General features: G+C 35.9%; 10 protein-coding genes and 1 pseudogene. 8 read left to right on the plus strand and 3 right to left on the minus strand.

What is annotated here, in order from left to right:
* Nucleotides 1–129 precede the first annotated feature (129 nt).
* From BKM32_RS16085 to rplS, 3 genes are all read left to right on the plus strand, one after another.
* Entirely contained in the window at nt 130–741 is a 612-nt protein-coding gene (locus BKM32_RS16085) for a tRNA (guanine-N1)-methyltransferase (RefSeq protein WP_076665280.1), read from the plus strand.
* Nucleotides 742–886: 145 nt separating this feature from the next.
* Nucleotides 887–1,564, plus strand: a complete 678-nt coding sequence (gene trmD, locus BKM32_RS16090; protein WP_076665283.1) for a tRNA (guanosine(37)-N1)-methyltransferase TrmD — start codon at nt 887–889, stop codon at nt 1,562–1,564.
* A gap of 131 nt (nt 1,565–1,695) precedes the next feature.
* Nucleotides 1,696–2,046 (plus strand): 50S ribosomal protein L19, encoded by a 351-nt coding sequence (gene rplS, locus BKM32_RS16095; RefSeq protein WP_053977553.1) that lies wholly within the window; start codon nt 1,696–1,698, stop codon nt 2,044–2,046.
* 611 nt (nt 2,047–2,657) lie between these two features.
* Here the strand turns inward: rplS and BKM32_RS16100 are convergent.
* Both BKM32_RS16100 and BKM32_RS16105 read right to left on the minus strand, forming a co-directional pair.
* Nucleotides 2,658–6,173 carry a glycosyltransferase family 2 protein gene (locus BKM32_RS16100; RefSeq protein WP_171971888.1) on the minus strand — a complete coding sequence of 1,172 codons (3,516 nt, stop codon included), beginning with the start codon at nt 6,171–6,173 and terminating at the stop codon, nt 2,658–2,660.
* Nucleotides 6,174–6,399: 226 nt separating this feature from the next.
* Nucleotides 6,400–7,716 (minus strand): glycoside hydrolase family 2 TIM barrel-domain containing protein, encoded by a 1,317-nt coding sequence (locus BKM32_RS16105; protein ID WP_171971889.1) that lies wholly within the window; start codon nt 7,714–7,716, stop codon nt 6,400–6,402.
* A 214-nt stretch (nt 7,717–7,930) separates the two neighbouring features.
* Here BKM32_RS16105 and BKM32_RS16110 point away from each other — a divergent pair, with 214 nt between their 5' ends.
* The 4 genes from BKM32_RS16110 (at nt 7,931) to BKM32_RS16130 (ending at nt 12,109) form a co-directional block, all read left to right on the plus strand.
* Nucleotides 7,931–8,455, plus strand: a complete 525-nt coding sequence (locus BKM32_RS16110) for a pentapeptide repeat-containing protein (RefSeq protein ID WP_253187474.1) — start codon at nt 7,931–7,933, stop codon at nt 8,453–8,455.
* 192 nt (nt 8,456–8,647) lie between these two features.
* A complete protein-coding gene (locus BKM32_RS16115) occupies nt 8,648–10,873 on the plus strand; it encodes an NADP-dependent isocitrate dehydrogenase (RefSeq protein ID WP_076665293.1) in 2,226 nt (741 codons plus the stop codon).
* Nucleotides 10,874–11,058: 185 nt separating this feature from the next.
* A complete protein-coding gene (gene murQ, locus BKM32_RS16125) occupies nt 11,059–11,877 on the plus strand; it encodes an N-acetylmuramic acid 6-phosphate etherase (protein WP_076665299.1) in 819 nt (272 codons plus the stop codon).
* Nucleotides 11,867–12,109: a DUF6095 family protein gene (locus BKM32_RS16130; RefSeq protein WP_076665301.1), complete on the plus strand. Its 243-nt coding sequence runs from the start codon at nt 11,867–11,869 to the stop codon at nt 12,107–12,109. The genes murQ and BKM32_RS16130 overlap by 11 nt, the downstream gene beginning before the upstream one ends.
* Before the next feature lie 83 nt (nt 12,110–12,192).
* Here BKM32_RS16130 and BKM32_RS16135 read toward each other — a convergent pair whose 3' ends face one another.
* Nucleotides 12,193–15,315, minus strand: coding sequence for a T9SS type B sorting domain-containing protein (locus BKM32_RS16135; RefSeq protein ID WP_076665303.1), 3,123 nt, complete (start codon nt 15,313–15,315; stop codon nt 12,193–12,195).
* 490 nt (nt 15,316–15,805) lie between these two features.
* Between BKM32_RS16135 and BKM32_RS16140 the strand changes: the two are divergent.
* A pseudogene (locus BKM32_RS16140) lies at nt 15,806–15,934 on the plus strand (universal stress protein); the annotation flags it as partial.
* Nucleotides 15,935–16,132: the final 198 nt, after the last annotated feature.

The following is a 16,132-nucleotide window of genomic DNA, read 5'->3' on the forward strand; positions in this document are numbered from 1 at the left end:
ACCTTATTTTCTTCGTATATATCAATAGCTCCACCAAAACTGGGGCTATTGGCATAAAATAGGCCTTTACATCAATAGAAATTATTATATTGCCCCCCGATTAACTATAAGTAATTTAATCTAGCTGAAATGAATATTTTAAAAACTGTATTATTTTCCTCAATTTTCCTTTTAAGTTTTTCTACCACACAAGCCCAAGAATCTACCGACGAAGACGACCAACTTTCATTAAACTCTGGTTCCATTGACAACCAATTTGAATATGTTATTCAAAAATCAAACAATTATCAAGATTACAAGGTTATTAAAAGAGCGTGGTTGTACACATTAAAGTCACACACCTTGGATTCTTTGAAAGCTGTGCATAAAGAATTGGCAGACACTCAAGTTGTAGTAGATTCACAAGCTGTAGAAATAGCTAGCTTAAAAAGCAATTTAAACAATACTCAAGAAACTTTGGATGCTACCAATCTTGAAAAAGACAGTATGTCACTGTTTGGAATCCAAATGAGTAAAGGAAATTACAGTACGCTTTTATGGAGCATTATTGGAGGTCTTTTGGCCTTCTTGTTGTTCTTCATTTATAAATTCAACAATAGTAATACAGTGACCAAGCAGGCTAAACAAGCATTGGCGGAAACTGAAGAAGAATTTGAAGAACACAGACGTAATGCCTTGGAGCGTGAGCAAAAAGTAAGACGTCAATTACAGGACGAAATCAACAAACAAAAAAACGGCTAATTACTGCCTCTGACAATATTCAAAGCCTCTGCATTCTTTTGCCGAGGCTTTTCTTTTTCTACACAATGGGTATATGCTAAAAAAGTGCAAAGCCTTATGACCAAATGCGTACTTTTTCACATCTTTGCAGTTCATAATTTTGATCATGCGTATAGATATCATCACTGTATTACCAGAATTGCTCAAAAGTCCATTTGAAGCTTCCATCCTAAAACGTGCTATTGAAGCCAATTTGGTGGAAGTTCATTTTCATAACTTAAGGGATTACACCACCGATAATTACAAAACGGTAGATGATTACCAGTTTGGTGGCGGTGCTGGCATGGTAATGCTCATTGAGCCCATAGATAAGTGCATTACCAAACTACAAGCGGAACGCAACTACGACGAGATTATCTATATGACGCCAGATGGTGAACGCTTAAAACAAGGCATTGCCAACCAATTGTCCCTAAAGGAAAACATCATCATTTTATGTGGACATTACAAAGGCGTGGACCAACGCGTACGCGACAAATTTATTACTAGGGAAATTTCTATTGGAGATTATGTACTCTCTGGAGGTGAATTGGGCGCAGCGGTACTTTGCGATGCGGTGATTCGGTTGATTCCTGGCGTGCTTGGAAACGAGACCTCTGCCCTAACCGATTCTTTCCAGGATGATTTGTTGGCGCCTCCCATTTATACAAGACCAAGAAGCTACCAAGGCATGGATGTTCCCGAAATATTGTTCAGCGGAAATTTCCCTGAAATTGAAAAATGGCGTGAGGAGCAGGCTTATTTACGTACTAAGGAACGTCGCCCAGATTTGCTAGATGACTAGCTTTCATATAAAAAACTTTACTTTTCGTTGTAAATAATTAATTATTCACTATTTTTGCAGCCAATTTCAGGTTAACCTCTGGCGATATCCGTGAATGTTAGTTTGGATTTAACCATTTAAATTTAAAAGAAATGAATTCTTTAGTAAAATTTGTACAAGACGAATTTGTAGCAAAAAAAGATTTCCCAGAGTTTGGAGCTGGTGACACTATTACTGTTTACTACGAAATTAGAGAAGGTGAAAAAGTAAGAACACAGTTCTTTAAAGGTGTTGTATTGCAACGCAAAGGTTCTGGAAGTTCAGAAACTTTCACTATCAGAAAAATGTCTGGAACAGTTGGTGTAGAGCGTATTTTCCCAATCAACTTGCCTGCACTTCAAAAAATTGAAGTTAACAAAAGAGGTAAAGTTAGACGTGCAAGAATCTTCTACTTTAGAGGTCTTACAGGTAAAAAAGCTAGAATTAAAGAGGTTAGAAAATAATCATCTAATTTCCTTACAATACAAAGCCTTGAATTTTCAAGGCTTTTTTTATGAACTAATGTTTACAAGTCAAGTTCATAAAAAGTTGATAATTAAGCACATAATCTCTTTTAAATCAGGCTTTTTTGTCGTAATTTAGTATAACGTTCTAATAACAACATCTTGTTGGTTTCAAATGTTTTATAATTTGAATTTATATTAAACGTATAAAGACAACGTTCTTTATAAATTGTTTTTCGAGATAAATTGTTTTTCGAGGTTTTTACAAACCATAATATTTTAAAAAGTATTGAATGTGCAAACAGTCAATAACTAGTAAAATTGAAAGTTTCCAAAGGAAGCATAAGCGAAAGTGATTGTTTAGGTAGGAAGCAATGTATAATTGTTTATATCTTATACATCAAGAAAAACAATTGAAACATTTATTAACACGGCAATACATTTTGAAAGTTAGTAAGTGTTTCATTGAAACAGTGAAACTTGAATTGAAAAGGACGATGGAGCATGAGTTCTACTCGGCTGATTTGACAGTATGTTAATTAGGTCACGAAGTAACTGTTTCAGAAAGCCATGTCAAGGTAGTTAATCTACAATGATATGGCTTTTGTTTTTTATTCACTTTTGTAATCCAACCGCGTTAAATAGTTATACATAATCTCACCACGCTTTACCGTAAGCAAAAGCCTGTAATCATTATAATCTTTAGGCATCTGTATATCTACTTTCTGAGAATTTCCTACTTTGTTAATGGTTAAAAAATCGCCTTTGGAGTTTGTTTTCACCAAAGACCATTCGTAACCTGATATATTTTCATCCTCTTTGGGGATATGCCAACCCATGCTGTCATCATACTCCATTGCACTATAGGTGAAAGCATAGCCTGGAGTTAAATGTTTATAGGGCTTCAAAACTTTTACTGTTCGCATGTTTTGAGAATTTGTATTTAAGCTTGTGTAACTAAGATAATCGAAGTATTCCTTTTTAAAACGTCCTTCCCTATCCACCAAACCATCAAATGTAAGTCTGTTCACTTCAAAACGATCTTGCCATTCAGACAAACAAAATGTCGTTTCCTTAGGCTTTAGTTTTATTAAGTTTTTAACCTCAATATCCGATATCAAAAAATCTAGAGAATTACTATTCAAATAATTTGCCATCGGGGCATAATAGTCTTTATTTACAACATGTAAACCAATTACGAAGTCTCCTTTAAGGTTCTCCTGTATTTTTTGAAGACTTACAAGTCCGTCGCGATTAACGGTCGAGGTAACGGAAACTGGTCTGTTTGGATCTATAGTATTTATCTCCAAAATCAATTCATCCAACCATTTTAAATAAGCCTTCCCCTGAAAAAATTGTTCCTCCACACCATAAACTCTTTTTTGGTGCTTCAGAATATCATTTTCAATGGCCCAAGAAACAATATGGTTTTCATTCTTTCGCTCTTGAATTTTCTCAATGATATGATTTTTTAAAGTAATTGGTGAAATTGAATCTTTTAGGAAATCTATTTTTTCAGGAACAAAAAAACTATAAACTACCTTCAGTCCATATTCATTGGAAATACTTAGCAAATTGTAATCATAAATATCATTTTCCATAAACTTGATGGTATTAATACCCAAGTCCTTCATTTCAGCAAAATCTTGCTCTAACCTTTCCCGTGTTAAAACATGGTAATCCGTTTTCCAATTTTGCCCTTTTTTTATGTTCACTCCTTGAAATTTGTGTAGCAAAAAATCTAGGTTGTCATTCATTTTAAGTGAAGTCTCTAAAGTCCCTTTATTTTTCTGCTCAACCTCCTCATTCTTATTATTAGTATCCCATGGCTTGAAATGATGATAGGCAACCCCATTTCCTTGAACGCTCCAATTAAAAGTTTCATTCGCTTCATAACCTTCAGGATGGTTATTATCTAGATTTGAATTGAAAAACACAATGGCCTTTATTTCGTCAAACTCTCCTCTCAGACAACGAAATGCACTATTGATCCACCTACGTTTATTCTCTTCACTTCCCAAAGAGCCAAATTCTGAAATCATGACAGGTTTATCACAAACTTCTTCAAGCTCCATATGAAAAGGATCAAACATCATCTTGAAACTTTTCGATTCGTCAGAAATAGAATCCGCATCATAATTTAGCACGTTTACCCCTACCCAATCCACATAATGATCTCCGGGATAAAAGTCCTTGATGTTTTCTGCTTTCCAAGGATTCCACACCCAAATTACATTATCGGCATACGCCTCCATAAACTTTACGTACACATGTCTCCAAGCTTCCTTAAACTCCTTGCTCGCATTCTCCTCATTACTATACCATGGATAAAAAGGATTGTCAAACTCATGGGCGAACCTTAAAAAGACTGGATTTTTAAGCTCTCGCAATTTTTCTGCGAATTCAGAAATATAGGAATCGAACACTCCTTTATTAATTAATTGAAATACATTTTTCTCCTGAATTGAATCACTTTCAAACGTATGAATCCAAGGTTCCCAAGTAATCATTGGGATGGCATTATTGGCATAAATAGAATCTAAATAAGAAATTGGAATATCATTTTCTTCTTTGTTCCAAGCTAGATAAAAAGAGGTAATGTCCAGAGAAGTTCCTAATTCTCTTGAAAACTTGTCAGCTTCCTTCAATGAAGTCATACCGTCATCTTTGCTAGGAACGAAAGCTCCCAACATTTTATAAGGCTCTTTATCAGCTCTTATTTCGGTAGCAAAACCTCTTATTTTTATACGTTCACTTTGAAAGAGCAAAAATCCGCTAGCCAAAACCAAAAAACACACTGTTGGAACAGCCACTTTCTGCCAAATATTGAAAGCGTAAGAATTAAATTTAGAAATAAAACGTTCCTCCTTTTGAGCTTTACTCTTTGCCTCCCCTCCATAGGCAAAGGCTAAGGTATAAAACATGTCGAATGCATTGTAAAGTGCATAAAAGGACATAAAAATTGAGAAAGGCGTATAATCTCTTTTGAGTCCATACACAATCGCAATAATTGACATTGCACCCAAAATGAGATTTGGTAAAACAAGAGTAAATTTTGTGTTTTCAGTATTTGTCTTAGGAGTTGCGATGTAAGGAACCTTTTTTCTGATAAGGGTATAAATTGTTCCTAAAATATAGATCCACCAGGCAGAATGCATCAATAACCCTGCGGTGAAGTGTACACCTCTTTCTTCAGGTTTGACAAGCCATTTCTGTACATAAATTCTAATACCGACGAGACATGATAAAACAGGAAACGTAATGAAACCAAAATTATAAATGTTTCCTTTCCAAGGTGATGTACTAAGAAACAGTGACAAAATCGGGATGAGCATACAAAACAGATAAATAAACCCTGTTAAATAATGAAGCGGCAAAATGCCAAAGTGTAGCTTTTGACGCCAAGTAAATTTTGAAAATAGCCTAGGGTATGTACTCACCAACAATTCGAAGGTACCTCTTGCCCATTTTAACTGTTGCTTATAATAAGCTCCAAGACTACTTGGCACTAATCCTTTGGTTAACATTTTAGGCAAGTAAACCGACTTCCACCCCTTGGCATAAAGTTGCATAGTGGTATGCATATCTTCAGAAAGTCCAGAAGCATGTCCTCCAATAGAATTCAATGCCTTTCTTCGAAACGCACAATTGGCTCCAATGGCATTCACGGTTCCGTAAGAGTTCATGGTCATCATCAACGGCCCATAAAAAAGATAGGTTTGTTCTGCGGCTCCCTTTGCTACTAAGGACTCATCTTGGTTGTAATAACCTTGAACAGTTTGCACAAAGCCAATCTCATCATTTTCAAAATAAGGGATTACCTCTAAAATGAAATTGGGCTCCGGAACATGGTCTGGGTCCAAAATGATGCAAATATCTCCAGTAGACTGTTTTAAGGCATTATTGATATTTCCCGCTTTTGCATCTATTCTATTGTCCCTTGTTACATGAATGATGTCATGGATTTCGCAAAACTCTTTTAACCGTACATTGCCTTCCTCGTCGCATAGATAGGTTTTGTGGGGTACCTCCATATCAGAAATGGCCAATAATGTTTTCTCAACCATTTCAATGGGCTCTCCTGGACAATAGGTGGTAAAAACATCGATACTAAACGTTTTTGTCAATTTTGGTTTTTCAGGGATAGACAAATCCCAATAATGGTACCAGATGTAAATGATCCTAAAAACATCAAATAGTATGACACAAGTAAGCAAAACAAATAGTAATCTATTTTCAACCAAGTCTGGTTTAAAGAACCAATACAAAAAATTAAGTATACTAATGCAACCCAAAACAATTAGTATTCTGAGGTTACGTTTATCTTTTTTATTTGGAGCCTTAATTTGCATATTAATCCTTCTTTAATACAAAAAATGGAATATTAGCCGTTGCAAAGTTTTGATGATCATCATATACATAAGCCATAAGCCTATAGGTACCTTCCTCTGTTGGAGCACGAAATGAAATACTTAACATTTTGTCTTTAGAGATAGTATCCAATATAAATGATTCTGGCTCTAGTTTACTTGAAATACCAAAGCTTAAACCTTCTTTTAGGATTTCCCATTTAAAAGTATAATTAATAACAGGATTTTCCATCTTTAAAACTGCTTTTAGTGTGTCATTGGGACTATGCAGTTGTAAATCTGTATCCTTTCTTTCATTTAATAACAATTGTGAAATATTTGGGGCATCTTCCTCTATTTCCATTCCTGTCCAAACTTCTTTTAAGGCAAAATAAACATTGTTTTTACGTCCTTCTTCATCAAAAATATTAAACCATGTTGGAGTTCCTTCATTTTTGTCTCCCCAATAGAAAGCGACGCTACCCAAACTTTCTTCATCCAATTTAATGTAAGTCTCATATTTTCTCTTACATACTTCCGCCTTTTCTTTACTAGTAAGCTCCAATAACCTACTCCATTTAGTATTTTCCGTTTCCCAAGGCCCCGCCACAGACCATTCGGTTATATAATAAGGCATAACATTTGTCACCATAGATAACTGCCTTTGATTCCTTTCTATTTCTTTTAAGTTTTTAAAAATATTATACCCCACTAGATCTAATTGAGGAGAATTCAAATGAATGGATAAAGTTTGCCCTCTAGAGGCCCCAGCAACAGTAGTGCTTACTGGATGGTTAGGATCGTCTTCATGAATTTGCTCAATCATGTCATTAAATATCTTTATAAATTCATTTTCACCTAAAGTCAAGGGATAAACAAGTTCATTTCCCAAATTCCACATTAATAATGCTGGGTGATTTTTATGCTGATTAACAAACTTTTTAACAGCTTCCTTCATTGTTTTGACATACTCTTTATCCTTATAGAAATTATAGTTGTTTTGATATTTGGGTAACCAAATATCCAAAATTACAGCTATATTATATTTCTGTGCTTCATCTAGTATTTTAGCAGTATTAGTAGTATCATAAAGTCTTAAGGTATTGCCTCCAGCTTCCGAAAGTTCTTTTAGGTAAGGTTTCCCTCCTGCTCCTTTTATATAAAAAGGTTTACCATTTCTGATGATTTCAAAACCTTTTTCTGTCTCAACAATCCTTACTGTCGCACTTTCGTTCATGACATGCCTATTAGGGCGATTGACATAAAAAAATGTCGACAACATAATGATTACCAAAACAATAGAAACTGAAAGGCGCTTCATACAAAAAATCAATTTAGACATTGAAAATCAAGCATATAAAATAACTAAAAATAAAATTTCAAATGTATTAAAACTTAAAGAGCGCTCAAGAATATATCTGATAAACGTCAAATAAAACTGATTAAAGGATTATTCATAACTTTACCTACTTTCTCAATAAAGAACTTTTATGAGCCTAAGCATAGATGACCGAATATTCAAAAGCGAAAATTTCGTGAGCACTCCCCTCCAAAAAGGGGAATATGATTATTGTATTTTTGATAATTGCAATTTTGCTGAAGGCGATATTTCCAATAGTTCCTTTATGGAATGTGAGTTTATCAACTGTAATTTAAGCAATGTCAATATGGCTCATACCTCTTTAAAGGAAATTACCTTTAAAGACTGCAAGCTCACTGGTGCCCAATTTCATAAGTGTGATCCCTTTTTGCTAAGTTTCAAACCCAACAACTGTCAATTGAACTTTGCATCCTTTTACAACTTGAATTTAAAAGGCATTAAGTTTACCGATTGCAACCTTCAAAATTGCGATTTCACTCAAGCCGACCTTTCAAAAGCGGTGTTTCATAATTGCGATCTCAAAAACACTCAGTTTGGCCAAACCAACTTAAAAGACACCGATTTTAGAACCTCATTCAACTACACTTTCAATCCAGAACACAATCAACTAAAAGGTGCGAAATTTTCAAAAGATCAGGTGTTAGGATTGCTTTCCCATTTACGAATTAAAATAGACTAGAAAAGGCTTCCAAAACCCAATAGATTTTTACTACAATTTCTCAATAAAAATTCCTTTTCAAGCCAAGAAAATTCAACAATATTTTCAAATTGTCAACCTATTGTTAGTCTACCGTAAATAACTTGTTGATTTTTGTATATTTGCAAGGCTTTGAAAAAAGCGCGTTTTTATTAATTAAAATACAGACCTTAAATGTCAAACAATCCTACAATATTTTATACAAAAACTGACGAAGCTCCTGCATTAGCTACACAGTCATTTTTACCAATAGTTAAGGCGTTTACAAAATCGTCAGGAATTAATATAGAAACCAAGGACATCTCATTGGCCGGCAGAATTTTAGCTACTTTCCCGGAAGCTTTGACCGAAGACCAAAAAGTTGAAGATGCTTTGGCAAAATTAGGAGAGCTTGTAAAGTTACCTGAAACCAATATCATTAAACTTCCAAACATCAGTGCTTCCATTCCACAGTTGAAAGGCGCCATTTCAGAATTGCAAAGTCAAGGATTCAACATTCCAAGTTATCCGGACGAACCAAAATCTGATGAAGAGAAAACGATCAAATCTAAATATGATAAGATCAAAGGAAGTGCTGTAAACCCAGTATTGCGTGAAGGAAACTCTGATAGACGCGCACCAAAAGCAGTTAAAAACTACGCTAAAAAGAACCCGCACTCTATGGGTGCTTGGTCGGCAGATTCTAAGTCGCATGTAGCCACTATGGACCATGGTGATTTTGCACACAATGAAAAATCGGTAACCTTAGATCATGCTACTTCTGTAAAAATTGTTCATACAGATACTAATAGTAATGAAACCATTTTAAAAGATAGCTTCCCTATTTTGGAAGGCGAAATCATCGACGCTTCTGTAATGAGCAAAAAGGCGCTTTTGGAATTTTTGGAAGCTCAAATTGCAGATGCTAAAGATCAAAACATTCTATTCTCTTTACACATGAAAGCAACCATGATGAAGGTGTCAGACCCTATCATCTTTGGTCATGCTGTAAAAGTATACTTCAATGAAGTATTCAGCAAACATGCTGAAACATTTAAATCTATTGGAGTTGATGCCAACAACGGACTTGGTAACTTATTGGCTAAATTGGAAGAACTTCCAGAAGACAAGCGTAAAGAAATTGAAGCCGATATCAATGCTGTAATTTCAAACAGTGCTGATTTGGCTATGGTAAATAGTGATAAAGGTATTACTAACCTTCACGTACCAAGTGACATCATCATCGATGCCTCTATGCCTGCCATGATCCGTACTTCTGGACAAATGTGGAATGCTAAAGGTGAGCAACAGGATACCAAAGCGGTAATTCCAGACAGCAGTTATGCAGGTGTCTACACAGCAACTATTGATTTCTGCAAAGAACACGGAGCTTTCGATCCAACTACTATGGGAACTGTTCCTAACGTAGGTTTAATGGCCCAAAAAGCTGAAGAATATGGATCTCACGACAAAACATTCGAAATCACTGTAAACGGAACTGTAAGTGTTATTGATGCCGAAGGAAATACCTTAATTCAACACAACGTTGAAGCTGGAGATATCTGGAGAATGTGTCAAGTTAAGGACGCGCCTATCCAAGACTGGGTAAAATTGGCCGTGACTAGAGCTAGAGCTTCTCAAACACCTGCCGTATTCTGGTTGGATGAAAACAGAGCACACGATGCCGAATTGATCAAAAAGGTAAATGCATACTTGCCAAATCACGATACCGAAGGATTGGATTTAAGAATCCTTTCTCCTATCGAAGCAACTAAATTTACTTTAGAGCGCATGAAAAATGGTGAAGACACCATTTCTGTTTCAGGAAACGTATTACGTGATTACCTAACAGACCTTTTCCCTATTTTGGAATTGGGGACCAGTGCTAAAATGTTATCTATCGTACCATTGATGAATGGTGGTGGATTGTTCGAAACTGGAGCTGGAGGATCTGCACCTAAGCACGTAGAGCAGTTATTGGAAGAAAACCACTTGCGTTGGGATTCTCTTGGAGAATTCTTGGCCTTGGCAGTTTCTTTTGAGCATATGGCCGTAACCCAAAACCATCCTAAAGCGCAAGTTTTGGCGGACACTTTGGATAACGCTACAGAAAAGTTATTAGAGAACAAAAAAGGACCTTCTAGAAAAGTTAACGAACTAGACAACAGAGGCAGTCATTTTTACTTGGCAATGTACTGGGCACAGGCTTTGGCAGCTCAAACTACTGATGCCGATTTGCAAGCAGTATTCGAACCTATAGCGCAAGCTTTAACAGACAACGAAACGAATATTGTTTCCGAGCTTAACGAAGTTCAAGGACATGCAATATCAATTGGTGGCTATTACGAACCAAGCTTCGAATTGGCAAGCAAGGTGATGCGTCCTAGCGAAACCTTCAACAACATTATCAATTCCTTGTAATTGTTATCATACACACCAAAAAAGGCTTCTTAATAGAGGCCTTTTTTTTATACCCTTTCTTTTCTATTTGGGCGTTCCCTTTTTTAACAAAAAGGGCGTGCTGTTCGCTAAATCTTTTGCAAAAGTCTTTGCAAAAGGATGCCGCTGCCATCACTAACGCAATTAAAATTACGTATTTTTGAACCATGGAATTTATCAAGACAACAGAACAAGATTCAAATTATAACAACCTAGAGGCCATGAGTCTTTCAGACCTATTGGTTAACATCAATGCCGAAGACAAAACCGTTCCTTTAGCCGTTGAAAAAGCCTTGCCACAAATTGAAGCTTTGGTCTCACAAATAGTTGCCAAACTTAAAGACGGTGGACGCCTTTTCTATATTGGAGCGGGAACTAGCGGCAGACTAGGAATTTTAGATGCTTCAGAATGTCCTCCTACTTTTGGAGTCCCTCATGATTTGGTCATCGGACTTATTGCTGGAGGTGATTCCGCCATTAGAAAGGCGGTTGAATTTGCCGAAGATTCTACAACTCAGGCTTGGGAAGATTTATCCCAATATGATATTTCTTCAAAAGACGTTGTCGTTGGTATTGCTGCATCCGGAACCACACCTTACGTAATTTCGGGATTGGAACAATGTAATCAACATAACATTGTTACGGGCTGCATTACTTGTAATCATCAAAGCCCTCTATCCAAAACAGCACAATTCCCTATTGAAGTCATTGTAGGCCCCGAATTTGTAACGGGTAGTTCAAGAATGAAGGCGGGTACAGCCCAAAAATTGGTTCTTAATATGATTACCACGAGTACCATGATTCAATTAGGACGTGTAAAAGGAAATAAAATGGTCGACATGCAATTGAGCAACGATAAGTTAGTCAATAGAGGAACAAGAATGCTAATGGAAGAACTCCAAATTCCTGAAGACAAAGCCCAGGAATTGTTGAATAAACATAAAAACGTACGTAGTGCTATAGAAAATTACAACCATGGAAACTGAAACCAAACGCACCAATAAAACGATTCTCTTAAAAGGCATTAAAACAATGGCACTATCCCTTGTTTGCATGTTTGCAGGCCCTACTCTTTTATATATCGCCTTTAGCAATACCGAAAAACCACTATACATTCCCATATTGCTAGCGGCACTCTTTATATGTGGTCTAGCCATATATCTAGCTTTTAAGGGCCTTAAAACCATTATGGACAGTATGTTTCAAAAACAAAATTAGCAGCATCCATTTTCAAACAAAAAATCCCGAACCACTTGGTTCAGGATTTTTTATATTGTATCTATTGTACTTTAATACTTCGTCTAGCGTTTAAGTGTAAAGTGAGCTCTCAATTCCTTACTCTGTCCAGTTGATGGTTCCATATATTCCAAAAGAAACCAATAGTCACTACTAGGCATTGGAGCTCCATTGTAGGTGCCATCCCATCCGCTTCCGGTTGGTGAAATTTGTTTCAAAAGCTTACCTAACCTATCAAAAATATAGATTTTAGTAGCTGATTGGTCACTAAACCCTACAATATTCCATGTATCATTATAGCCATCATCATTAGGCGTAAAGAACAATGGATAATCTATGACTGTCACTGTCGCACTTGTTTCTCCACAACCCATAATATCTCTAGCAGTTACAACATGTTCTCCTAAAGTTACATCCTCAAACACGCCACTTTCCTGCCATGGGCCTCCATCTAGGCTATATTCGTAACTTCCATTTCCTGTTGCAGAAGCAACAATAACGTGAATATCTGCAAAAATCTCTGAAGCTACTTCAGCTACCAAAGTTGGAGCTGTACTCTTTAACAACTGCAATGTTACTAACTCATAACAACCAGTTATAGCATCATCTACACGCACCCATATTTCTTGAGAAAAAGGTTTAATATTGGTATATTCTAAAGGATTATCTATCATTCCAACTCCAGATTCAGCATTTTCCTGAGTTTCGTAATATGTCACTAGATAGGTTGTAGGGTCTAACCCTGCTAATACTTCGCTATCTTTCAAAGTCAAGTCAAATTGTGTATACCCATCACTAGAGCTATCATCACACACTATCAAAGGAGTTGGTTCCGCTATTGGCGGAGTAGGATTAACTATTAATCCAAGCTCTACCACTGTAGCACAATCAGTAGCAATAGCCAAACTCTCTACTCTAACATAGATTGTCTGTTCCCAAGCTACAGTATTATTATATGGACTTTCTAAGGCGAATTCTCCATTTTCAGCATCAGAAAAAGTTTCATGATAACTAACCACAAGATCAGGATTGCCTCTCGTAATTTCAGTCTCAGTATCAAAAAGATTAAATACAGCATAACCATCTCTGTCAGAATCACAATATTCCAATGGAACAGGGATATTGGCACTAGGTGCTTGTTCTACATTAAGTTCCACCGTAGTAGTTGTATAACAACCAGTAGATGTATCAACCAATCGAGCATAAATAGTTTGAGGATTGGTAACATTTGTATATGGATTTGGTAGTGGAGCTGTATCACTATCGGCATCAGCTTGTGAGAAAAAATAATTCACCACATAACCACCTCTTCCTCCTAAAATGCGGTTATTCATTAATGAGGACAAATCAATTTCAGTAAGCCCATCAGCAACATTATCATCGCATACCACCAGTAATGGGTCTACTTCCGAAACAACTGGCTCAGGATATACCGTTACCGTTTTAGTACTGCGCGATGGACAAGATCCACTAGTAATATATTCTACTTCATATACCTCTTCAAAACCTGCTCCTGTAATAGTTCCTGTAGAAGCATCAATTACACCAGCACCAGTTGAAGATATAATTGAATATGTTCCTCCAGGTATTGTTGTATTAGTCACTATTGCACCATCACAAGTTGGTTCCAATGAGAAAGACGCATCATCTAAATCTGCAAAATTAATAGTTTCAGAATCATTTAAATCATTATAACAGCCTGTAGGTTCATGAGTATATTCTACACCATCTATCCAAAAATAACCACTAATCCCTTTAAACGTAAGTTTATTTGTTTCCTGTTCTGTTATAAATGAAAAATATTCAATCGCATTTATAGCTCCAGTGTCGATTCTTAGTGTCGCAGTTCCATCAGTTACCTCCATTGCTGAGTAACTAAAAACCTTGGCTGCACTAATAATGATTTCAGTTCCCACTGGCACAGTATGTTCCAGAGCCAGTTCCAATGGAGCTGTATACTGTCCTACTCTTGCAGAATTAGTAGTTGTTGCTTGTAAACCTTCTGCCTCTATTATACCTTCAGCATTAGCTGTATCAACTCCACCAGAAGCTTCTAGTCCATGAGCAATAACAGATGGAACTACCACCTCTACGCTTTTAAGTTCTAATGTCGGTTCTGTTACAGGGTCCACTACGGATATTGTAGCCTCTCCAAACTCATCCAACAATATCGTTTCTTCAACACCATCTAAAGTATAGGTTACTAAATTACTTGGTGTTCCTGTAATTAAAAACTCGGCATCACTATCTGCACAAATAGGATTTTCTTTAGCTGTCACTTCTGCCTCAGGTACTGGAATTACCACTACATCAAAGCTATTAGTTATTTTATCCCCACAATAATCGGTTATTGTTACGGTATAAGTTGTATTTTCTGTTGGTGAAAATATTGGATTAGGAATATTTATGTCACTAACTCCAGTAGCAGGAGACCATTCATAGGCTGTAGCTCCATCATAAGTAGCATCATTATCATCGATGCTATCTCCATAACAAATTTCTTGATCCTGCAAGGCTACCATATCGGAAAAGGACAAAAACTTAAAACACACCTCCTGGAGATTATAGTAGGCTCCTGTTGAACCTACAAACCCAAAATACACCTCCGATTGTCCTCCAAACACATCCGTCACAAGATCCGTACCATCATAAGAAATTCTTTCTTCACAATCAAAAACTACTCTAAAGATTTTTGTAGAAGCCCTCCAAGAAATTTTTACTTCATGATATTCCCCATCTTCAATATTTGCTGAAGTAGCCGAAGCCTGAACAGGCCCCGCAAGATTATCCACAACGGAAGTATGCCTATTATCCCCATTTTTAATTAAGGCTATATGATCTTCATCAATATCCCCTCTATCCCCATTTTTCCAAGTATCAAACTCAACTCCTAATGAATTATCAATATCTTCATATCCCATACCTCCTCCTGCTTTTCCATAAATAGGATCAAAAGATTTTTTCATCACAAACGTAATACCATCAGCACCAAAAGCATCCCTATTACCAAAATTAGCATCAAAAATAATATCAAAATCTGAATTAAAATCAACAGGGTTATCATAATAAACAGCCCCTCTTTGAGTTGTTGTTGGCTCAGTGATTCTATAACAATCACCTCCTTGTGAAGTAGCAGAACCGTAAAAGTGAGGTATTAATTGGGCAGATATATTTAACGAAAAACACAAAAATATAGTTAGAAGAGTTAGATTCCTCATAAAAATTTATTAATAGTTGAAGGTTAATTTGTCGCTAAAATAACATAATTAGTTTTTAATTAACAACTCTTTAATGTTAATATGAAAATTTTATATTATATCACTATAATTTACAAATACTTTCAATTTTTAAGTGTAAAACTAACAATTGTTCACTATTAGGAAACAGTGATTCTAGCTAACTTTATTAGATTTTTGATTCTTGTAATCTTACACAAAAAAATAACATCCTCACTCACAACACCCTGCCCAAATAGAAGCATCAAATACTTTCAAATCTTATTTATAAATAAAATCAATTTACCGCAGAAAAAAATTGAAAGTTAGTAGTTTTATTATGGTCGGAATTTATTCCTTTAGCCCTTCTATTTCATGTTTTAATATTAAAAACATAACCATTTATAGAACTCCATTTTTGATTATGAACTTGTATTAATCCAATATGAAAAAAAAATAGTAAATCAATGCCGACTTAATTGGAATCAGCACACACGGCAGACAAGGAATTGCCCATTTCTTTAATGGTTCGATAAGTGAAGATTTGGTTAACCACGCAAAACGTCCTGTTATACTTTTAAAATATAAATAGACAACCCAAATTTATGGGGTTATCTACGCTGAATATTCGCTGAAGTTTTTCTTTGGATATAAGAGGAAAACACTTCTTTATATTAAAGCTTCCAAAAGGGCATTAAAATCGCTTTTAAAGCAATAAAGACATTCAATGTAAACCCAGACTTGAGCAGTTGGGGTTTTGTGTTATTTGAAGGGTATTGTTTTGGCAAGG

It is taken from the genome of Mangrovimonas sp. DI 80 (assembly GCF_001975575.1).
GTDB classification, from domain to species: domain Bacteria; phylum Bacteroidota; class Bacteroidia; order Flavobacteriales; family Flavobacteriaceae; genus Mangrovimonas_A; species Mangrovimonas_A xylaniphaga.

Excerpts from the sequence above, each read along its gene's own strand:
- BKM32_RS16085 (WP_076665280.1), top strand. The coding sequence starts at position 130 with ATGAATATTTTAAAAACTGTATTATTTTCCTCAATTTTCCTTTTAAGT.
- trmD (WP_076665283.1), top strand. The coding sequence starts at position 887 with ATGCGTATAGATATCATCACTGTATTACCAGAATTGCTCAAAAGTCCA.
- rplS (WP_053977553.1), top strand. The coding sequence starts at position 1,696 with ATGAATTCTTTAGTAAAATTTGTACAAGACGAATTTGTAGCAAAAAAA.
- BKM32_RS16105 (WP_171971889.1), bottom strand. The coding sequence starts at position 7,716 with ATGAAGCGCCTTTCAGTTTCTATTGTTTTGGTAATCATTATGTTGTCG.
- BKM32_RS16115 (WP_076665293.1), top strand. The coding sequence starts at position 8,648 with ATGTCAAACAATCCTACAATATTTTATACAAAAACTGACGAAGCTCCT.
- murQ (WP_076665299.1), top strand. The coding sequence starts at position 11,059 with ATGGAATTTATCAAGACAACAGAACAAGATTCAAATTATAACAACCTA.
- BKM32_RS16130 (WP_076665301.1), top strand. The coding sequence starts at position 11,867 with ATGGAAACTGAAACCAAACGCACCAATAAAACGATTCTCTTAAAAGGC.